Below are 21913 nucleotides of genomic sequence, written 5' to 3'. Positions count from 1 at the left end.
TTAAAATAAGTGATAATTCAATTTATCATTAAAATGAGTGATAATCTAATTTATCATTAAAATGAGTGATAATCTAATTTATCATTAAAATAAGTGATAATTCAATTTATCATTAAAATGAGTGATATTATGAATTATCACTGAAATAAATAATAAAAGAGAAGATTTAATTGACATCTAATTCATAAATTCAGTTTATAACCGAATAACAACGAGAACAAATCATTATTTGAATCCTGAATAAACAATTATTTAGTAAATTGGGTTAAAAAATAAAATCTATGGGAAGCTATTCAAAGAAACTTGCAGCAAAAAGCAACTTTAAATTAATTGAACACCCTACTAATATAAAAGATGAAATCAGTAAAGATGAGGCAAAACTTGAACTCAAAGAATTGAGGAAAAAAATTGCGGCTTTACAAGATAAAATGTATGCTGACGACCGATATAGTGTTCTAATATGCCTTCAAGGAATGGACACTTCCGGAAAAGACTCATTGATTAGAGAGGTATTTAAGGAAATGAATGTGCGTGGAGTCGTTGTAGAAAGTTTCAAAACTCCAACTGAAATCGAACTTCAACATGACTACCTATGGAGGCACGAAATTAAATTACCTGAAAAAGGAAAATTCACCGTGTTTAATCGTACTCACTATGAAAATGTTCTGGTAACTCGAGTTCATCCTGAATACCTTTTAAATGAAAGGATCCCACATATTACAGATCCTAAAAATTTGCCAACGGATTTCTGGGACATCAGATTCGAACAAATCAATAACTTCGAAAAACGACTTACCCAAAATGGAATGATCGTCCTTAAATTTTTTCTGAATGTGAGCAAAGAGGAACAGAAAGAAAGGTTATTGAGTAGATTGGAAGAAGAAGAAAAAAACTGGAAATTCTCTCCCGGAGATCTTAAAGAGAGAGCCTTGTGGGATAAGTATATGGAATGTTATGAAGAAGCTATCCAAAATACATCAAAAAAGAATGCCCCTTGGTATGTTATCCCCTCTGATTCTAAACCTATAAGTAGATTTTTAGTGGCTAAAATAATCTATGAGATTCTTTCTGAATATAAGGATATCAAATATCCAGAAATGCCAATTGAGATTGAAGAACATAAAAGGAAATATAAAGAACAATTGGAAGCGGAATAGCTTCCAATTGTATCTTTAAAATAAAACGTCAGAAAGTCCCCCATCTAATGGAATAGAGGCTCCTGTTAAAAATGAAGCATAAGGCGAAGCTAAAAAAGCAGCCAAATACCCATATTCTTCAGGCTTACCCAACCGCTTAACCGGAATGGAATTTATCCTCCGCTTTTCAATTTCTTCTATAGAAAGACCTTCATTCTTAGCCTGATTATTCATCAGATCATAAAGCCTATCCGTTGCAAAATACCCTGTTAAAATTGAATTAACCGTGATACCATCTGCGGCTACAGCTTTTGACATGGATTTGCTCCAACTAACTAAGGCAACACGCATCGTATTGGATAGCACCAAAGCATCCTGAGGCTCTTTTACTGTTAAAGATGAAACATTGATAACACGGCCAAAACCAGAAGCCCGCATTGAATTCAACGCAAGACTCGTTGCATAGACAGCATTTTTGAACAACAAATCAAATGCTTCCTGATAATCCGAAACCGATTTATTTAATACTGTCCCTGCTGATGGTCCATTGGTATTATTAACAAGAATATCTATCATTTGAACATCGAAGAATTTCTTGAGATTAGATTTATGAACTTCAAAATTCATAAAATCAGAAACCAAAATACCGTGCTTTTGTCCTGCACTAATAGATAATTCATTCAAAACAGCTTGTAATTTCTCTTCATTTCTAGCCATTAAGAATACTTCTGCTCCACATGAAGCCAGTTCTATGGCAATCGCTTTGCCTATTCCTGAGCTAGCACCTCCTACAAGGGCTCTCTTACCCGTTAAATCAATTTGCATATCAAAAATTTGGATGGCCTAATATAGATATATCAAGATTAATTCTTCAATAAGAATAAATTAATTTAGCCCTCATATTTTGGATAACCTTCTTCATCCAAATCATCCCGGTCATCCTCCTCGTCATGTGATAGTTCTTCATCTAACTTGGAAACTTTGACAATTCCGTCCCCTTCAATGTGCATATTGTTATCTTCAAGACCTTCTTCTTTCAATTCTTCCAATGAAGCATATTCATCACCTACATACGGATTGGATGAATCATAGGTAGAATCATCATCCGCTGCACCTTCACTCACTGAATCATAATCTGATGGATGATCCCAATCAGGATCATTATCATTAACATCAAACTCATAAGATGCATCATCAGCATCATATGCTAAATCCTTAGGATCCTTTGGTCCTTGATCATCATCATTTAATTGGTTTTTCTTTTTATTTTCTTCTGAATTCATCATCGTAAGTTTTGTTTAAACTATCCTAAAAACCTTTTCAAACCCTATTTTGTTTGATAAATTCATACTTATTTAAATAAAATGACCGTTGTAATAAAGAGGATAATTGATTATATTTACGTTAACAATTTATAAACTTCCATTATGCAAACTAAAACTGAGTACCTAATTTGGGACAAAATCGTCTCAAGTGCGAAAAGTCGTTTTGATTCTGAATTGTATTCCAATAAATTCAGAAACATGAACCCAGAAATGTATGATAAACTAATCCTTCATATTATTGTTGGATTTGCTTCTGGAGAAGATCATGATAGCATAGCAACCAACTTACATAATGAATTGGATCATTTAGGAATTGATGTACGTGAAGGCATTATCGATACCATCGTATCCGATAAACATGTAACCTTCAGCTGCGAAATTTATGCTGCATACCTTACTTTTTCCATGTTGGAAGATGGTGCCCAAGAAGCAGAGGTCCTTGGTTATGTCACAGATCTTTTAGAAAACCCGCATATCTATTAAAATAAGCTCATTTTCTAAGGTAATTTTCCTTAAAATCAACATAGATTATCGTCGTTTTATACTGTTACTATTTTCCTGTTTTTTGTGTAACTTCGCAGTTATATGGAAACCGTTGTTAGTGGTATCAGAAGTACCGGAAAATTACATCTTGGAAATTACTATGGAGCATTAAAAAATTTCGTCAAAATGCAGGACGAATATAATTGCTTCTTTTTTATCGCAGATTTACACTCATTAACTACTCACCCTACTCCTCATGGTTTAAAGGACACTGTCCGAAATGTGGTTGTAGAATATCTTGCTTCTGGCCTAGACCCAGAAAAATCAACTATATACGTTCAATCAGATGTGCCTGAGGTGGCTGAACTATATCTGTATATGAACATGAATGCTTATTTAGGAGAATTGGAAAGATCAACTGCATTTAAAGATAAAGTTAGGTCGAATCCCAATAATGTAAATGCAGGATTATTGACTTACCCGGTATTGATGGCTTGTGATATTTTGATTCACCATGCAACAAAAGTACCTGTAGGAAAAGATCAAGAGCAACACCTGGAAATGACCAGAACTTTTGGAAATAGGTTCAATAGACTTTATGAGGTTGATTATTTTAAAGAATCTTTTGCATTCACCTATTCAGATAAATTAATTAAAATCCCTGGACTTTCTGGCCAAGGAAAAATGGGGAAATCAAATGGTGATGCGGATTGTATCTACCTTTCGGATACCGAAGAGGCTGTACGTAAAAAAATCATGCGTGCTGTAACTGATGCTGGCCCTACCGAACAAAACCAAGAAAAACCAGAAGCCGTTCAGAATCTTTTTGATTTAATGAATGTTGTTTCTTCTAAGGATACTGTTCAGCATTTTGATGATTTATACAACAAAGCTGAAATCCGTTATGGTGATTTCAAAAAGCAACTGGCAGAAGATATGATCATCGCAACTAGCGACGTTCGTTCAAGAATTAATGAAATTAGCCAAGACGATGCTTACATTGCCAAGGTCCTTAAACTTGGTGCTGAAAAGGCTCAAGCTAGCGCTCAAAAAACAATGCGAGAAGTTCGTGAAATCATCGGTTTAAAAAAATTGTACTAAATTATGCATATAGCGATCGTTGGAAATATAGGTGCCGGTAAAACAACATTAACTGAATTACTAGCTAAACACTTAAACTTCGAACCACAGTTCGAAGCCGTTGAAAACAACCCTTACTTAGAAGATTTCTATAGTGACATGAAACGTTGGGCTTTCAACCTTCAAATTTTCTTCCTGAATTCTAGGTTCCGCCATATTGTAAATCTGCAAAAAAGCGATATCAATATGATTCAGGACAGGACAATCTATGAAGATGCGTATATCTTCGCAGAAAACTTATATGATATGGGTCTGATGAGTGCCCGTGACTTTGAAAACTATTCTGACATTTTCCAAAGTATTGTCGATTACATTAAACCTCCAGATTTATTGATTTATCTACGTGCTTCGGTTCCTACATTGGTCAATAACATCCAAAAAAGAGGCCGTGACTACGAGTCCGGAATTCGCCTAGACTATTTATCCAAGTTGAATGACAAATATGAAAAATGGATCAATAATTATACGGAAGGTAAACTCTTGATTTTGGACAAAGACAATTTGGACTTTGCAAACAATCAAGAAGATCTTGGAAAGATCATTCAAAAAATTGAAGCCGAATTATTCGGACTATTTTAATCAAAACATATAAAAAGCCGATATTAATCGGCTTTTTTTTATTTTTATTACATGAAAGTTATCGGAATAATACCTGCACGTTATGACTCGACTAGATTCCCAGGAAAACCTCTTATAGATATTGCTGGTCTAACCATGATACAACGTGTTTATAATCAAGTTAATCACGCCTCATCTTTAAGTGAGGTCGTGGTAGCAACGGATGACCAAAGGATCTTCGACCATGTAAAAAGTTTTGCAGGAAATGTTGTTATGACCCAAAAAGATCATCAATCTGGTACAGATCGTTGTGCGGAAGTGATCAATAGTATTTCTTGTTTTGATATTGCAATCAATATTCAGGGGGACGAACCTTTTATTGACCCCCAACAAATTGATCTTTTAGTCTCCTGCTTTGAAAATCCAGATGCTCAAATCGCAACGTTAGTAAGACCGATTACTGAAATTGCGGATCTAGAAAACCACAATAAACCCAAAGTCGTTTTGAATAAAAAAGGAGAAGCTCTTTATTTCTCCAGACAACCTATCCCGTATTTTAGAGGTAAGAATATTCATGATTGGTTGGCAAATGGACCATATTATAATCATATTGGAATATATGGCTATAAAGTCGAAACCTTGAAAGAGATTGCTAAATTACCCCTTTCAGTTTTAGAATCTACGGAATCCCTGGAACAACTTCGCTGGTTGGATTATGGATATAAAATCCAAACTGCAAGTTCCAATCATATCAATGATGCAATCGATACACCCGAAGATTTAGAAATTATTCTCAATAAATATTTTAGAAAGTAAAAAAAGGGTCTTGAATTTTTCAAGACCCTTTCTCTTTTATAAATAAATTTAATTATCCTTCATATTTTTTGAAAAGGCTAGTCGCTATATGACCGCCAAATCCAAACGTATTATTCATTGCATAATTAACTTTCGCTGGAATACTTTGACCTAGTGGGAAGTTAAATTTGTCTACAAAGCTTGGCTCAATCACTTCTGTATTAATCGTAGCCGGAACAACATCCTCACTGACTGATTTAATACAGATAATGGATTCTACTGCCCCAGCTGCTCCCAACAAATGTCCGAACATTGATTTCGACCCACTAACATATAAATCTTTGCGCTCTCCAAATGCTCTTTCAATTGCCTTTAATTCACTAACGTCACCTAAAGGAGTTGATGTTGCATGGGCATTGATATAGTTAACCTCATCTGGGCTGATGTTAGCCTCCTCCAATGCAGCAAGCATTCCTAAATAAGCACCTTCACCTTCAGGATGAGTCCCTGTTAAATGGTATGCATCCGCTGCCATGCCTCCACCTACAATTTCAGCAATAATGTTCGCACCTCTCTTCTTTGCATGCTCTAGCTCCTCCAAAATAATCGCGCCTGCTCCCTCTCCCATCACAAATCCATCTCTGCTTACATCAAATGGTCTAGAAGCACCTTTGGGATCATCATTTCTTGTTGACAATGCTCTGGCAGCATTAAAGCCTCCTACTGAACTGGTCGTAATTGCAGCCTCAGAACCACCGGTTATGATCATATCTGCTTTATTCCATTTAATATGGTTAAAAGCATCGATTATAGATGTATTTGAAGTTGCACAAGCCGAAACCGTAGCAAAATTCACTCCTCTTAAACCATACTTGATAGAAATCACTCCTGATGCTATATCCAATATCATCTTGGGAATAAAATAGGGATTAAAACGTGGAATTCCATTGCCTGTTGCAAACTCAGAAACCTGTTCTTGAAAGGTTTCAATACCTCCATTACCCGATCCCCAAATTACTCCTATCCTATTCCGGTTCAAAGTTTCAAAATCAATATTACTATGCTTTACAGCCTCATCAACTGCATGTAATGCATATTGAGTATATAAATCGTATTTACGTAAATCTCCTTTTTCAATAGTATCTAAAGGATTAAATCCTTGAACTTCACAAGCAAATTTTGTTTTAAAATTACTGGTATCGAAACGACTAATGTTTACGGCACCAGATTTTCCTTCTTTAACTGAATTCCAAAAGTCATTGACATTATTCCCAATCGGGGTCAAAGCTCCTAATCCTGTAACAACAACTCTTCTCATTTTAAAAATTTCTTAAATTATTAATTATAGAATCCTTTATTTCTTCAAAATCATGATTATAGGTTATTCTAGATAATTGTTCTGCACCTAAAATATTAGTAATTAATAGCATCGCCTTAATTCTAGTATCCTCCATAAATCCAAAATCACCTCTTATCTTTCCTAAATTTAATGTTTCTGTTAGCCAGGTAATCGTATCATCGGTCAGGATTTTCAACTCGGATTGAACTTCTTCAGAAAATGAATTATAATCGTGAGACAATGCCCCTAAAATACTAATCTTACCTCCCCGTCTTGCAAAACTGTAAACCGTTAAAAATTTAGTGATTTTTTTAATAGGTTCCTCTTGAATAATATTGGTTTTGAATTTCTCCAACTGTATGATATGTTTCCGAATTATGGAAATAACCAAAGCAGACTTTGTTGGAAAGTAATAGTGAATGGAAGCATTTTTTATCGAAAGCTCCTTAGAAATATCACTGAAACTAAACGCATTATAACCTCTTTCCCGGATAAGGTTATCACCTAATTGGATAATTTTATCACGTGTATTCATAATACAAAGATATATACCTACTAGTAGATAGGCAAATTTTTTATTAAATATTTTCCAATAAAATTTTCAATCCTCAATTAAGCTTTACGCTATTTAAGTCTAGTTTGAGTCAGGTTTTAGTCGGGTTTTGGTCGAGACTAATCCGCAGCTCATTATGACATAATCAGGACCTCGTCCGCTTGTGAGCGGACGAGCTGTGGACAATTTCCTGCTAAGGTGCGGACCATTCACGACCAAAACACGACCAAAACCAAAGTGAAACCTGAATTCTGATTCTTGTTTAACAAATCCATTCATTTAATTTTATATCCATATTTTGAAGCATAAAAAAGGGATTATCTTTTTTGATAATCCCTTTTTTAATCTTTTGAATATTATAATATCCTTACTTTACCTATTATCTGAATAATGAATTTCTGGCATTTTATTTATTAATTCTTTAAATGTATTTAAGTCGATTTTTGTTAAATCTTCAATTGCCAAACCCAATGAATTGATTTGTTCCTTTGTACGGATTCCAATAACGCTGCATACCACTGGATCATGTAATAATGGATATTTAATGGCTAAGGAGACACTTGATAGGTCTAGCTCCTTCGCAATGGAATTGATTTCATTCTGTATTTCCAATACTTCGCGAACGGAATAGGTTAAGTATTTTTGAGCAGCTTTTTTAAGCAAAAGACCTTGGGCCACAGTTCCTCTGGCCAATACTGAAATTCCATTTTTCTCTAACCTAGGAAAATATTCCTCCGGTCTTCGGTCAAATATGCTGTATTGCATCATATTAGAAACTATATTGCTATTCTCGGCATAATTGATAAATACATTAGGCCTTATAGAAGAAATACCATAATATCTGATTTTTCCTTGCTGAACTAATTGCTCAAATGCATCAACGATTTCATCAAAAGGATCTTCGATGGTACCACCGTGTAATTGGTAAAGATCAATATAATCTGAATTTAACCTTTTTAAAGAATCTTCAACAGCCTTTAAAATGTATGCCTTACTAGGTACCCAATCCCAACCGGAGCCATCTTCTTTCCAACGGTTTCCTACTTTTGATGCTAAAATCCATTGATCTCTATCAGAAGAGATAAGCTTTCCGATCAATTTTTCATTCTTACCTTTATCATACAAATCAGAGGTGTCTAAATAATTTATACCCAACTCTTTAGCATGTTTTATGATGTAAGAATTCGTATCATCCTGACCTTGAACCAAAGACATGGCACCCAGCCCAATTTGAGATACTAAAAGATCAGATTTGCCTATCTTATTATATTGCATTTTCATTTGGAGATTTAATATCCAATAATTCGACCTCAAAAATTAAGGTGCTGTATGGAGGAATTGGCCCACTACCACGTTCACCATAACCCAACGTATAAGGAATATAGAATCTATATTTTGAGCCTTTGTTCATTAAAAGAACTCCGATTTTCCAACCTTCAATAACTGAATTAAGGTCTAAATCCAAAGGTTCTCCTCTTTCATAACTATTGTCGAACGTTTCACCAGTATAGACCTTACCGATATAATGTACCGTTACCGTATCATTTAAAGTTGCTTTTAATCCCGTTCCTTCATTAAGAACCTCATATTGTACACCTTCTGCAGTAACCTTAACTCCAGCCTTAGTTTTATTCTTGTCAAGGAAATCTTGGGCAGCCTTCTTCAATCCAGCATTTTTTTCATCCTGAATTTTTTGTAAGCCAGTACGAATTATGCTTTCACGCTCTTCATCTTTAAAAACAGGCTCCTTATTTTCTAACACATCCCCAATAGCTTGTAATAATTTAGCCTTATTCAAAGGTAAATCCATTCTTTTGATATACGATCCTAAGTCCTGCCCTAAAGCATATGATAACGAGTCGTTGGCATTGGACAATGCTTGTGCTTGACTGTTTGAAGTTAGTGCTAAACAAAAAAAGATTCCTATTATGTATTTCATTATGGTTTATGATTTTTTACTATTTTATCGACGATCTCAGCGGTGCAATCTTGATAATCTACATTGACTATTGATTTGGCATTTAACCAAGATTCTATTTCTAATTCTGACTTTTTCTTTAAACTTTTAATTACAGGAACACCAATCTCTTCCAATGAAGCAGCATTTAGATGTTGCTCATATTGATTTTTCATTGGTATAACCAATAGCTTTTTACCAAGATAAAGAGCTTCAGCAGGAGTTTCAAATCCTGCTCCGCATAGGACACCAGATGATTCAGCCATGCTCTGTACAAATGCATCACTATTGATAGGATTTATCGATACATTTTTCATTCTAAAAGGTTTTTTATTATGCTTTGAAAACACTTCCCATTTAACGTCTGGAAACCTTGATAGATGTTTTAGAAGATGAGCATCATCATACGAAGGTAAATATACAGTATAATGTCCTAAATCCTTTGGGTCAAGCTGTCTAACTGATTGACGAATAACCGGTGTAAAAATATGGGATGCATAGGATTTAAAATGGAATCCATAAGAAATATTGGAGGGCGCATAATTCTTTATGATAAATTTTCCAAGCATATCGGACTCTTCTGGCTTAGGACTAGAAGGATCAAACGCACCGATTTGATGACTTAAACCAATACAGCTCTTTTCTTTAAAATAACATCCCCATGCAGAAATTGGTTCAAAATCATTAATGATTAAATCATATTCTTCTACTGGAACGGAGTTTACTTCTTTCACAAACTTTCTTACTGTGGAACTCATAAATGTTTTCCATAGATCCACCCCACCAGATTTGCCAAAGATAAAACTCAAACCATGGTATCTGTACTTTACGTCGAAAGGTAATTCAATATCAGCCTGAATCCCGCTGATTAACACATCTACCTGTCCATATTCTTGTAGACAAGGAATGATATCTATAGCCCTACATAAATGCCCATTTCCAGTACCTTGAACAGCATATAAAATTTTCATCGATTCCGAATTTGACTTCAACAAAGTAACAAATTTCAGTTAATATGTTTCGATAAAATTCTAGATTCTTTAACTAAAAATTATTAAATTTCGATAAACCACTATTAACCAACATGAAACGTTGCTTAATCATTTTATGCTTTCTTTCCGCTTTTGTTTTGTTCTGTTCTTGGGGATTTTTTCCACATAAACTAATCAATCAGCATGCAATCTATACCCTTCCTCCTGACTTAAGTTATTTCTACAAGAAACATGAGTACAGTATAAAAGAATTTGCAGTGAATGCAGATAAACGCGTTTATATAGATCCGGCTGAATCACCGAGGCATTTTATAGACCTCGATAGATTTGAAGAAACAGATTCGATAGAAATACCATGGTATAAAGTAAAAAAACGATATGATGAGCAATATATACTAAGTCGAGGAATAGTTCCTTGGCATATTGAATCCACCTATAAAAAGTTGGTCAATGCATTTTACAAAAAAGATATTCCACGAATTATCAAATTATCTGCAGATTTAGGTCATTACACAGCAGATGCCCATGTGCCATTGCATACAACAAGCAATTACAATGGGCAATTTACAAATCAAATAGGCATTCATGCATTGTGGGAAACTAGGATTCCTGAGAAGTTTTACAAAGGCTATAAATTATATGTAGGAAAAGCTGAATACGTTGATGATTTATTGAAATTTGCTTGGGACACCGTTAAAGAAAGTCATGCCTTATTGGATTCTGTATTGGGGATTGAAAAGGAACTTTCACAAGAAACCCCAATTTTGTTGCATCGTTCATATATCCTTCGAGGACAACAAATTCAAACTAACTATTCAGATTTCTATATCAGCAGCTATCACAATCGATTAAACAATATGGTTAAGCGACGAATGAAAAAGTCTATTTACGCAATAGGATCTCTCTGGTTCAGCGCATGGGTTGACGCAGGACAACCTGACTTGAAATCCAAGTTCATACCCGTTGAAATCGACTCTTTAGCCATTCAGAAAGATTCCAAGTTTTTTGGACGAGAAGAATGGCATTAGGTAGTCTTTCAATTAAAATTTTAATTAATTTTGGTGGAAATTTAATTAAAATGAAGTCCAAGAAATTATTACTCTTTATTTGCTGTTTTCCAAGTTTATTAATTGCCCAAGATATCAGCTCAGATACAACCAAAATAAATGAGGTCATTATTCAAGAGAATAGGTTTCAAATCCCTTTTAATCAACACAGCAGAAACATTCAGGTATTAACAAAAAAGGACTTAAAAGCACTTCCTAGTACAAGTATAAATGAAGTTTTAAGGTATGTGGCTGGATTAGATATCAGACAACGAGGACCCTTTGGAACTCAAGCTGATATTGGGGTTGACGGTGGTAGCTTTGACCAAACGCTATTATTGTTAAATGGAGTTAAATTGAGTGATCCTCAGACAGGTCACCATATGCTAAATATTCCAATTCCAATGGAGTCCATAGAAAGGATTGAAATTTTAAGAGGACCTGCCTCCCGTATGTATGGTATCAATGCACTAACTGGAGCAATCAATATCGTAACGAAACAGGTTGAGAATAATTCTGTTTATGGACATCTCTATGCAGGGAGTTCATTTAAAAAAGTTGAAGAAACCGATCAAGACGGTATATATTATGGGACAGGGCTTCAACTGGGAGGAACCTACTATAATAAGAAACATCAGCACCAACTTTACGGCAGTAAAGAACATAGTAATGGGCAGCGATATAATACCGGGAGTGATAATGAAAAATTGTTCTATCAGAACAGCATTGTTTTGAATGAAGATCATAAACTTCAAATGATGGCAGGTTATATCCATAATGAATTTGGTGCAAACGGATACTATGCTGCACCTGGCGACAAGAACTCAAAGGAAATCGTTGAAACCTTCCTTTCCAGCATCTCTTCACATCACCAAATTTCTGAAAGTTGGTATATTAATCCAAGAATCAATTATCGTTATAATGAAGATGATTATCGGTATTTTAAGAATGATTTAAGCAAAGGAAGAAGTCAGCATTACACACATAGCCTTTCAGGTGAATTACACGCTTACAGACAGTCTAAATATGGGGATTTAGGATTAGGACTTGAATCAAGGTATGAAAAGATTAACAGTTCAAATATTGGTGAACATAGTAGAAATAATCTAGGATTCTTTACAGAATTCAGATCGACTTATTTTAAGGATTTCATTTTTAATTTGGGAGCATATTTAAATTATAATACGGATTACGACTGGCAGGTTTTCCCAGGATTAGACATAAGCTATTTGATTAATGAAAACTTCAAAATTTCTGCGAGCAGCGGAAGCAGTCAACGAATTCCAACATTTACAGATTTATTCTTAAATCAACGCCCTGGAAACATTGGCAACCCCAATTTAAAAAGTGAAAATGCTTGGCAAAATGAAATCAGCACCTCTTATAACCGTGCTGGATTTACCTTTAAGACAGGCTATTTTTATCGGGACATTCATAACTTTATTGATTGGATTAGAACGAGTAACGACGAACCGTATCAAGCACAAAACTTAGGTAATAATAAAACACATGGAATATTTGCGAACAGCTTATATAATCACAAAATTTCAGCGAATAAAAACTTAAATTTCAACTTCTCATACACCTATTTAAACCCCTCTATTATAAATGAATATAAAGATTCATTTATTAAATATGGTATAGAAAGTTTAAAGCATCAGGTACAAGGAATAATAACTTTCCAATGTTCAAATTGGACTATTACAACAGCTAATCGATTCCTACAAAGAGCATCATCTAATTCCTATTTCGTTTCAGATGCCAGAATATCATATCAAAACAAAAAGTATACAGTCTATGCAGATATGCAGAATATTTTCGATGCTAATTATATTGAAGTTGGTGCAGTTCCAATGCCAAGCCGTTGGGCAACCCTAGGGATGAAACTAAATCTAAATACTCACTACTAAACTAAAATAGCGAACATCCCTATCCGCCATACTCTAAATACTAAATACTCACTACTTAATACTAAAATAGCGAACATCCCTATCCGCCATACTCTAAATACTAAATACTCACTACTTAATACTAAAAACTAAAAATCCCGAATTAAGATTCGGGATTTTTAGTTTTTTTATAATTGTTTCTCTAACTTCTCAGTTAATACTGATTTTGGAACGGCACCGATTTGTTTGTCAACAATTTCACCGTTTTTGAAGAATAACAATGCAGGAATATTACGAATTCCATAACGAACTGAAATATCAGGATTGTTATCAACATTAACTTTTCCTACTACCGCTTTACCTTCGTATTCCGTTGCAATTTCATCAACCAAAGGACCTACCATACGACAAGGGCCACACCATTCTGCCCAAAAGTCAATAAGTACTGGTTTATCTGATTTTAATACAACTTCATCAAAGTTGCCATCTGTAATTTCTAATGCCATTTTGATTATGTTTTTATGTTTTACAATTTAATATATACAAATATACGCAATAGCCCAAATATGCTATTTAATTCAAGTTATTATTTTTTTTATAACCTATCAATTTAATTTATATCGTACGCTTTCCAAGGCCTCTAATCCGTCCAAGAATTCATTGGTAATATTTATCTTTTTCCTTTTTACAGGCATTTCAATGGACAATTCATCTTGAACATCCATAATCATAAATTTCAGTTGGCAGTTTGCTTCCTGTCCGTCCAATTGAGTACAGCCAACCAATTCTTCCAATGTTTGCATAAATTCCTGATCTAAGACATGAAGAGGAAACAGAATAGTAAAGCTTTTTGCCATTTTCTCTCTTAAATCAGATAACAATTGAATTCCTTTCAATTCAAATCCCCAATTCCCGATTTGTTTAAAACGTTCTTGAACCAATCCTCTGATCTGAACAAAGTATCCTTCTTGAAGATATCCTTTGAATTTTACATAATCTTCTCCGAACACCATGATTTCGAAGGAATCCGAGTAATCTTCGATTATAAATGAACCAAATGGCTTTCCAGATTTTGCCACCCGATGATTGGCTAATTGAACAATACCTCCAATGACGACCTCTTTATTTTTAATCCTATTGAAATCTAACAATACCTCTTGTTCCACTTCAGCAGCCTTAACTTTGTTGATCATTTGAAGATCAGATACATTATTTGGGCAGAAATGTTTGATTTCAAATTTGTAATTATCCAGAGGATGGCTTGTTAAATAAATCCCAATAACATCCTTTTCATATTTTAATTTTTCAATAAGACCCCATGCCGGGCAAGGATTTAAAGTAGGTTCAGGTAATTCAACAGCACCACCAGCACCAAATAGACTTACCTGAGCGGAATTTTCATTTTCTTTGAATTTATGGGCGAATTTTATTGCTTTTTCGATACCTGAACTACTGTCATTATCGGAAAAGAAGTATTGAGAACGATGAGTATCCGAAAATGAATCGAAACCACCGGCATAAGCCAGACTCTCAAAAGCTTTTTTATTGATCATTCGAAGATCAACTCTTTTTGCAAGGTCAAATATTGATTTATATGGACCATCCGTTCTACTTAACACAATTGTTTCTACTGCCCCTGCCCCTACACCTTTAACAGCGCCCATTCCAAAGCGGATTGCCCCGTCATCGTTTACCGTAAACTTATAGTGGGATTCATTCACATCTGGCCCCAAAACGGTTAATCCCATACGTCGGCATTCCTCCATAAAAAACGTCACCTGCTTGATGTCATTCATATTATTGGATAGAACCGCGGCCATATATTCAGCGGGATAATGAGCTTTGAGATATGCAGTTTGATAAGCAATCCATGCATAGCATGTCGAGTGCGATTTATTAAATGCATAAGATGCAAAGGCTTCCCAATCCGTCCAGATCTTTTCCAAGACTTTCGCATTATGGCCCTTTTCCTCAGCCTGGGCAATGAATTTTGGTTTCATTTTATCCAGTACAGCTTTCTGCTTCTTACCCATGGCCTTACGAAGAACATCGGCATCACCTTTAGAGAAGCCAGCTAGTTTCTGGGACAGAAGCATTACCTGCTCCTGATATACCGTAATTCCATAGGTTTCACTTAAATATTCCTCACAAGCATCAAGGTCATATGTAATAGGCTCAATTCCATGTTTACGCTTTACGAAACTCGGTATATATTCCATCGGTCCTGGACGATATAATGCGTTCATGGCAATTAAATCGGCAAAAACAGTAGGTTTTAATTCCTTCATGTATTTTTGCATTCCAGGTGATTCGTATTGAAACACCCCTACTGTTTCTCCCCTTTGGAAAAGCTCATATGTCTTTAAGTCATCGATTGGGAAATTATCAGGGTCCAATTCAATATCATGGCTCAACTTCACATTGGTAACCGTATCCTTAATCAAAGTTAAGGTCTTCAGTCCCAAGAAGTCCATCTTTAAAAGACCGGCACTTTCAACGACTGAGTTATCAAATTGGGTGACATATAAATCAGAATCTTTGGCGAGCGAAACCGGAACAAAATTGGTGATATCATCAGGTGTAATGATTACCCCACAGGCATGTATTCCGGTATTTCTCATGGATCCTTCAAGCACGCGAGCCTGTTTAATAGTTTCAGCTTCAATTCCTGCACCATCAGCCAATGATTTCAATCGATTTACAGCTTCTAGTTCCTCGCTTCTTAATACTTCTTTTAAGGCTTTATCCTCCAGATTGAAGATTTTACTCAACTTAAGATTAGGGATTAACTTTGCAATCTCATTAGCATCAGAAAGCGGAAGATCTAAAACCCTAGCAGTATCCTTGATGGAGGATTTTGCAGCCATGGTCCCATAAGTAATTATCTGCGCTACCTGGGAAGCCCCATATTTATCAATTACGTATTGCATGACACGACCACGGCCTTCATCATCGAAGTCAATATCAATATCGGGCATGGAAACACGGTCAGGATTCAAGAAACGCTCAAAAAGGAGATCATATAAGATTGGGTCTATATTCGTAATTCCCAAACAATATGCGACAGCAGAACCTGCTGCCGAACCACGGCCGGGACCAACAGAGACGCCCATATCCCGAGCGGCAGCAATAAAATCTTGAACAATTAAAAAGTATCCCGGGTAACCCGTTTTCTCAATGGTAGCTAATTCGAAATCTAATCGTTCCCGAATAGAATCCGTGATTTCCGGATAACGTTTTTCCGCTCCAATATAAGTCAGATGTTTTAAGAAAGCATTTTCCCCTCGTTTACCACCATCTTCATCATCCTCTGCAAATTGAAATTGCTCTGGAATTTCAAACTTAGGAAGTAGAACATCCCTGTTCAAAGAATACACTTCAATTTTATCTAGGAGTTCCTGAATGTTGATAATGGCTTCAGGTACATCAAAAAATACCTGCTTCATCTCTTCAGCGGATTTGAAATAATATTCTTGATTTGGGAGTCCAAACCGAAAGCCTCTCCCTCTACCTTTTGGGGTAGAAAGTTTTTCGCCGTCCTTCACACACAATAAGATGTCATGAGCGTGAGCATCAGATTTATTTACATAATAGGTATTGTTTGTTCCTATTAATTTTACCTGATGTTTAATGGCCAGTTGAATTAATGAATCGTTGACACGATTCTCATCTTCCTGTCCATGACGCATCAACTCTATATAAAAATCGGCTCCAAACTGGTCTTTCCACCAAATTAGCGCATCTTCAGCTTGTAGTTCACCAATATTTAAAACCTTACTCGGAACCTCTCCATTTAAGTTTCCAGAAAGTACTATTAAATCTTCTTTATATTTTTCGACCGTTTCCCGATCAATTCTTGGTACATAATAAAATCCTTCAGTATAGGCAACAGAAGCCATTTTGGCCATGTTGTGGTAACCATTCTTATTTTTAGCAAGAAACACAACCTGGTAGCCATTATCCTTTCGACTTTTATCCTTTCTATTTTCACAGACATAGAATTCACAGCCTACAATAGGTTTTATAGTCCGACCATCATATTCTTCACCATTTTCCTGGGCCTCCTTAATTTTCGCTTCCACGTCTTTATTATGGCCTAATGTTTTGCTCACAAAGTGAAAGGCACCCATCATATTTCCATGGTCAGTCATTGCAACAGCAGACATCTTTTGTTTAGCAGCAGCTTGAATCAAGTTATCGATGGAAATAGTAGATTGGAGGACTGAAAATTGAGTATGATTATGGAGATGGGCAAACTCAGCCACTTTAAATTTCTCTAAAGTATCAGAGTCAATAACAACCTTTTTCTGCCCCATGCTTTCCGCTTGCCTTATGGCATCGGAAGCAGCTTTAAGGTTTATATGTTTTAATCCAACAGACTGAATAACTTCTGGATTCTCCTGTTTAAACTCAACAAAATAACCCGTATCAGTCTGAAGATCTTTTGGAGTAAAGACTTCTTTTCTTACCAATTCAAAGAAACAACGGGTTGTTGCTTCGACGTCGGCTGTAGCATTATGGGCTTCAGCAAAAGGAACTCCAAATAAGTAACTATGTAATTCAGTTAGGTTAGGCAATTTAAAACGTCCACCCCGTCCGCCAGGAAGCTTTAATAATTCTGCAGTAACTTCCGTACAAGTGTCGAGAATTGGCATGTTAGCCATTGGACTATCTACCTGATATCGGTAGAATTCACTACCCATAATGTTTATGTCAAAGCCGATATTTTGACCGACAATAAACTTGGCTTTCGATAAGACCTCATTAAACTTAACAAGGACATCCGTTAATGGGATACCCTCTGATACTGCAAGTTCAGTTGAGATGCCGTGAATTTTCTCAGAATCATAAGGAATATTGAAACCATCAGGTTTGATAAGATAATCTTGATGTTCGACTAATCGTCCCATTTCATCATGCAATTGCCAAGCAATCTGGATACATCTTGGCCAATTATCAGTATCCGTAATTGGTGCATCCCATCGCTTAGGCAAACCCGTCGTTTCCGTATCAAAAATTATATACATCGCTCTAAATCCTCAATCTAATAACTAACAAAATTACTTATTATTATCCTAAAAAGTCCCCAAAATCAGAGAACTTAAATACGAACGTATTTAAGTAAATCTAAACTAGGAAATTAAAAAATAAAGACTGTTTTACTATCGTCATAATGTAATTGGTACGGCAACCTAGGCATTAATTTTTAATTTTACAAGAGCCAAAAAAAAGAGGCAGTTTCCAAGAAACTACCTCTTTACAAAGATATTTTGTTAAATCGTTATTTTAGAATAACAACTTCAACTCTTCTATTTTTCTGTCTACCTTCTGGAGTTTTGTTATCTGCAATAGGTTTAGTCTGTCCTAAACCTTTTGTTGAGATTCTTGCAGATGAAATTCCAGCATCAACCAAGAATTTTTCTACAGATGCTGCGCGCTTATCAGATAACCAAACATTATATTCTGGGGTACCCGTTGCATCGGTATGACCATCAACTCTAATTTTAGAATTAGCATTTGTACCTTTTAAAACTTTCACCAATTTACTTAATTCTGTTTTAGCACCTTCTGTTAAATAAGACGAATTGGTAGGGAATAATAAATCTGAAGATATAGATACTAAAATTCCTTCATTGGTCTGTTTTGCATCTTCAAATTCCCTCTTTACATTTTTAAGACCATCATTCGTTCCGTCTTGAGAAACAACTGCACCTGGGTTTACAACAAGGGCCTGTTGCTTACATGAGAAAAGAGTTAAACTTGCTAAAAAGATTAAAGTTAAATAGTTGATTCGCTTCATATTTTTTATATAATTATGATTCTGTAAATATAATGATATTAGAGATAATTTTGTCACTTCTTAAAGATTCTTTGTTCGGCAGATTTAATTTCTGGAATATCTTGATATAACTTCCAAATCAAGCCTGTTCGAACATTTTCAAGCATTATAGCCATACTTGCCTGGTTAGTTGCAATATACTCGTCCGATACATCATCTGTTCTTAAATCCATCCAAGCTCTAAAGCCGTATTCCGTAAATAGAAATTCCCCATATTGATTATACATGGCATAGAGGGATCTCTTAGCACGAGCTTCATCCAGAAACATTGAAGAAACCGAAATAGCAGGATTGATTCGAAAAGTACCTACTGAATCTCGATATTGATAAAAACCCCAGATATCAGAATTTGAGTTTCCAACACCGATTTCATTATCTCGACGTTTTGCGACCTGCGTGTACTTTTGCAGAACATCCTTCAAATCATAACCATCGACTTTAGTCAAGGAAGGGTTGATGGTATTAAAAGGTCTATACATATCTAACAGGCTGCTTGTATAATTTCCAAAAGGCAAATTTATACCATACATCAAAGTATCATGTGTAGCAAGCACTTTATAGACAGAATCCTTTCCAGAAATGGATGAGTACAATTGATCGCCTTCAATAATATTTTGAACTGAATCAGCAATATTTGTTTCTACATTTCCATTTATTCTGCGCAATGCATTTCTTTCTCTAGGCTTTTCAAATTTGAATTTAATTCCATTCGCAAAAGCTTCGGGAGCGAGGCTAGATTTTGTGGATGCAATTGCTAACATATAGGCGTTCATTCCACCATTAATTCCTACCAGGGGATCAAAAGTAAAATACTCATCGACCATATCGATAGCGGACCTAAGTACTAGAGGATCTTTCGGCAATGTTACTCCTCTCCAATCTAACCGTTCCCACAGTTGGGTAATATTAGCTCTTAATTTATTTTCTTCAGCCTCGTCGGTATTTAAATATTGCCTTATTATCAGTAGAGCTTCCATCATGGACGAAGTTGCCATAATATCATAACGAGGCTGGTCGTCAAGATAGATAGGTAACCCTTTACGACCATCAAAATAAGCGGGGAAAAATCCTTTATTATTCTGTGCCTTTGTTAAAAATCCAACAATTCTTTTAACCCTACTCATAAACATGGGTTTGCTCACGAATCCTTTTTCCACCCCAATCAATAAGCTAATCATAGCGCCTCCAGTTTCACGAACCGATACCGGAGCTTTGTCCTTCATCCTGAAAGGCATGTACATGCCTGAATTGATATCATAATTCTCAACAAAGTAATTTACGTTGGCCAATTGAATCATATCCAACAATTGGTTTTCATCCAATTTCTTTGGCTCAACTTCTACTACTTCAGAAAAAGGGGATTCCCTGTAATTATAATCTACCCATGCAATTTTATAAAAGTACTTTTTATCTAGAATTGGTACATAATCCAAACATCTCAGCATATAAGTAGGTCGGATTCCAACGGCCTTAAAGTCCTTATTGTCTTCAGATCTATAAATTTTTACATATCGAATACTTGGAGTTAAAGGAACTTGCCATTGCAAGTCAATATGTTTACCATAAGCGGTTGCTTTTGTAAGAACAGCATTTGAGGTCAATGGAGCTTCGGAATATTTAGCAGGAAGAAATTCAATTTGGTCTAAGAACAATTGGTTAGTTAAATTGCTAGAATGGTGCTGACGCAGCATAATACCAGAGATAATATTATCTATATTAAGTCCGGCAAATTCCTTAACAGGAATCTTCACGCTAATCCAACTGCTATTATTGAAATCTTCGATATAATCACTCAAAGGAATAGATACTGATTGATTTGAACCTTGCTGAATAGATATGGAAGGTAAGTTTTCAGGTTTGGTACCTTCAGAACCTACAAAAAGTTTGAGGCTTAACATATCATCAATAGATACACGATAGTGAAACTTTTGACGACTGTATTTTATGAGTACATCCCAATCTCCATTTTCAGAAGAAATATATTTCAGGGAAAGCGCATTTCCAGGTGTAAAAAATAGTGTATCGGAAACTAAAAGGCTATTTTGAACATTTTCAACCCAACTATCACCGGAATAGTTGACCACACTACGAGCATAAGAACCTTTTACCAAGCTGTTATCAAACACCACTTCGGGATAAGATTCAGACTTTACATGATGAGCAAAGCATAAAAATAGTAGAAGTGTATAGAGTCTAAGTTGCATATACTTGATTTGAAATACGAAAATAGATAAAAATCACGCTAAAAGCTATTCCTGCCCCCTATTTTATCCTTTCGTGATAAAATTATTACGCACATTACAAGGACATTGCAACTTTTCTTTATTTAATATTTTTCAGGTAAGGTAAAACTATCTATATTTGCAGCACGTCAAGCGAAAGTAGCTCAGTTGGTAGAGCACAACCTTGCCAAGGTTGGGGTCGCGAGTTCGAATCTCGTCTTTCGCTCAGTTGCCTAGGTGGTGGAACTGGTAGACACGCAGGACTTAAAATCCTGTTCCCGTTAAGGGAGTGCGGGTTCGATTCCCGCCCTAGGTACGGAAAAAAGCTCGACTTGTGTCGAGCTTTTTTAGTATTAAGTAATGAGTATTTAGTATTCAGACCTTTGGCGGTCAGACATTTTCCCTCATTGATTTTGACCTTCAAATTAGCACCCCTTCCCTATTATAAATACTCTTTAATTTTCGAAGAAAATAATCCTGATTTTTATCAAATCCATTTTCATTTCCAATAAATATTACAGGATCAGTTTCAAAACCTGTGGACTAAGCAAATAATTTGGTTAACCTGAACAGGAAGAAATTGATGTCACCTACACCTCTAAACTGGCTTCTGAAAGCCTTTATCTTTGCATTGAAAGA

At 35.4% G+C, this 21913-nt stretch carries 18 protein-coding genes and 2 tRNA genes; 9 read left to right on the top strand and 11 right to left on the bottom strand.

Features of this window, described 5'->3' with window-relative positions; translation table 11 throughout:
• Window positions 1–281: 281 nt before the first annotated feature.
• On the top strand, window positions 282–1157 hold the full coding sequence (locus E0Y80_RS20010; RefSeq protein WP_156309425.1) for a PPK2 family polyphosphate kinase: 876 nt from the start codon (window positions 282–284) through the stop codon (window positions 1155–1157).
• Window positions 1158–1172: 15 nt separating this feature from the next.
• On the opposite strand, the gene E0Y80_RS20005 is transcribed toward E0Y80_RS20010, so the two are convergent.
• Window positions 1173–1961 (bottom strand): SDR family oxidoreductase, encoded by a 789-nt coding sequence (locus E0Y80_RS20005; RefSeq protein WP_156309424.1) that lies wholly within the window; start codon window positions 1959–1961, stop codon window positions 1173–1175.
• A 65-nt stretch (window positions 1962–2026) separates the two neighbouring features.
• A complete protein-coding gene (locus tag E0Y80_RS20000) occupies window positions 2027–2422 on the bottom strand; it encodes a hypothetical protein (protein WP_156309423.1) in 396 nt (131 codons plus the stop codon).
• A 141-nt stretch (window positions 2423–2563) separates the two neighbouring features.
• Between E0Y80_RS20000 and E0Y80_RS19995 the strand changes: the two genes are divergently transcribed.
• The 4 genes from E0Y80_RS19995 (at window position 2564) to kdsB (ending at window position 5458) form a co-directional block, all read left to right on the top strand.
• Window positions 2564–2944, top strand: coding sequence for a hypothetical protein (locus E0Y80_RS19995; RefSeq protein ID WP_156309422.1), 381 nt, complete (start codon window positions 2564–2566; stop codon window positions 2942–2944).
• Window positions 2945–3046: 102 nt separating this feature from the next.
• Window positions 3047–4045 (top strand): tryptophan--tRNA ligase, encoded by a 999-nt coding sequence (trpS, locus tag E0Y80_RS19990; RefSeq protein WP_156309421.1) that lies wholly within the window; start codon window positions 3047–3049, stop codon window positions 4043–4045.
• Between the two features lie 3 nt (window positions 4046–4048).
• The gene (locus E0Y80_RS19985; protein WP_156309420.1) at window positions 4049–4663 is read left to right on the top strand and encodes a deoxynucleoside kinase; all 615 of its coding nucleotides are present in this window, start codon (window positions 4049–4051) and stop codon (window positions 4661–4663) included.
• 51 nt (window positions 4664–4714) lie between these two features.
• Window positions 4715–5458, top strand: coding sequence for a 3-deoxy-manno-octulosonate cytidylyltransferase (kdsB, locus tag E0Y80_RS19980; protein ID WP_156309419.1), 744 nt, complete (start codon window positions 4715–4717; stop codon window positions 5456–5458).
• A gap of 52 nt (window positions 5459–5510) precedes the next feature.
• On the opposite strand, the gene fabF is transcribed toward kdsB, so the two are convergent.
• The 5 genes from fabF to E0Y80_RS19955 all read right to left on the bottom strand — a co-directional run bounded on the left by fabF (window position 5511) and on the right by E0Y80_RS19955 (window position 10257).
• Window positions 5511–6755: a beta-ketoacyl-ACP synthase II gene (gene fabF, locus E0Y80_RS19975; protein ID WP_156309418.1), complete on the bottom strand. Its 1245-nt coding sequence runs from the start codon at window positions 6753–6755 to the stop codon at window positions 5511–5513.
• A gap of 1 nt (window position 6756) precedes the next feature.
• Window positions 6757–7311 carry a TetR/AcrR family transcriptional regulator gene (locus E0Y80_RS19970; RefSeq protein ID WP_156309417.1) on the bottom strand — a complete coding sequence of 185 codons (555 nt, stop codon included), beginning with the start codon at window positions 7309–7311 and terminating at the stop codon, window positions 6757–6759.
• Window positions 7312–7701: 390 nt separating this feature from the next.
• Window positions 7702–8610 (bottom strand): aldo/keto reductase, encoded by a 909-nt coding sequence (locus E0Y80_RS19965; RefSeq protein ID WP_197091695.1) that lies wholly within the window; start codon window positions 8608–8610, stop codon window positions 7702–7704.
• The gene (locus tag E0Y80_RS19960) at window positions 8594–9268 is read right to left on the bottom strand and encodes a BamJ family beta-barrel-assembly machinery protein (protein ID WP_156309416.1); all 675 of its coding nucleotides are present in this window, start codon (window positions 9266–9268) and stop codon (window positions 8594–8596) included. The genes E0Y80_RS19965 and E0Y80_RS19960 overlap by 17 nt, the downstream gene beginning before the upstream one ends.
• On the bottom strand, window positions 9268–10257 hold the full coding sequence (locus tag E0Y80_RS19955; protein ID WP_156309415.1) for a glycosyltransferase family protein: 990 nt from the start codon (window positions 10255–10257) through the stop codon (window positions 9268–9270). The genes E0Y80_RS19960 and E0Y80_RS19955 overlap by 1 nt, the downstream gene beginning before the upstream one ends.
• A 113-nt stretch (window positions 10258–10370) precedes the next feature.
• Between E0Y80_RS19955 and E0Y80_RS19950 the strand changes: the two genes are divergently transcribed.
• Together E0Y80_RS19950 and E0Y80_RS19945 are read left to right on the top strand one after the other, a co-directional pair.
• Window positions 10371–11306 (top strand): zinc dependent phospholipase C family protein, encoded by a 936-nt coding sequence (locus E0Y80_RS19950; RefSeq protein WP_156309414.1) that lies wholly within the window; start codon window positions 10371–10373, stop codon window positions 11304–11306.
• A 50-nt stretch (window positions 11307–11356) separates the two neighbouring features.
• Window positions 11357–13234, top strand: a complete 1878-nt coding sequence (locus E0Y80_RS19945; protein ID WP_156309413.1) for a TonB-dependent receptor plug domain-containing protein — start codon at window positions 11357–11359, stop codon at window positions 13232–13234.
• Window positions 13235–13401: 167 nt separating this feature from the next.
• Here E0Y80_RS19945 and trxA read toward each other — a convergent pair whose 3' ends face one another.
• The 4 genes from trxA to E0Y80_RS19925 all read right to left on the bottom strand — a co-directional run bounded on the left by trxA (window position 13402) and on the right by E0Y80_RS19925 (window position 21256).
• Window positions 13402–13719 (bottom strand): thioredoxin, encoded by a 318-nt coding sequence (gene trxA, locus E0Y80_RS19940; protein ID WP_094256329.1) that lies wholly within the window; start codon window positions 13717–13719, stop codon window positions 13402–13404.
• Window positions 13720–13818: 99 nt separating this feature from the next.
• The gene (gene dnaE / locus E0Y80_RS19935; protein WP_156309412.1) at window positions 13819–18240 is read right to left on the bottom strand and encodes a DNA polymerase III subunit alpha; all 4422 of its coding nucleotides are present in this window, start codon (window positions 18238–18240) and stop codon (window positions 13819–13821) included.
• Between the two features lie 254 nt (window positions 18241–18494).
• Complete coding sequence (locus tag E0Y80_RS19930; RefSeq protein ID WP_156309411.1) at window positions 18495–19013, bottom strand: OmpA family protein; 519 nt, start codon at window positions 19011–19013, stop codon at window positions 18495–18497.
• 53 nt (window positions 19014–19066) lie between these two features.
• Window positions 19067–21256: a glucoamylase family protein gene (locus tag E0Y80_RS19925; protein ID WP_156309410.1), complete on the bottom strand. Its 2190-nt coding sequence runs from the start codon at window positions 21254–21256 to the stop codon at window positions 19067–19069.
• A 171-nt stretch (window positions 21257–21427) separates the two neighbouring features.
• On the opposite strand from E0Y80_RS19925, the gene E0Y80_RS19920 reads away from it, so the two are divergent.
• Both E0Y80_RS19920 and E0Y80_RS19915 read left to right on the top strand, forming a co-directional pair.
• Window positions 21428–21500, top strand: a tRNA-Gly gene (locus E0Y80_RS19920).
• A 5-nt stretch (window positions 21501–21505) separates the two neighbouring features.
• Window positions 21506–21590, top strand: a tRNA-Leu gene (locus tag E0Y80_RS19915).
• Window positions 21591–21913 lie beyond the last annotated feature (323 nt).

Origin of the sequence: Sphingobacterium endophyticum, assembly GCF_009733535.1 — a bacterium.
Classification (GTDB): Bacteria; Bacteroidota; Bacteroidia; order Sphingobacteriales; family Sphingobacteriaceae; genus Sphingobacterium; species Sphingobacterium endophyticum.
This window is presented reverse-complemented; position numbering and strand designations above follow the sequence as displayed.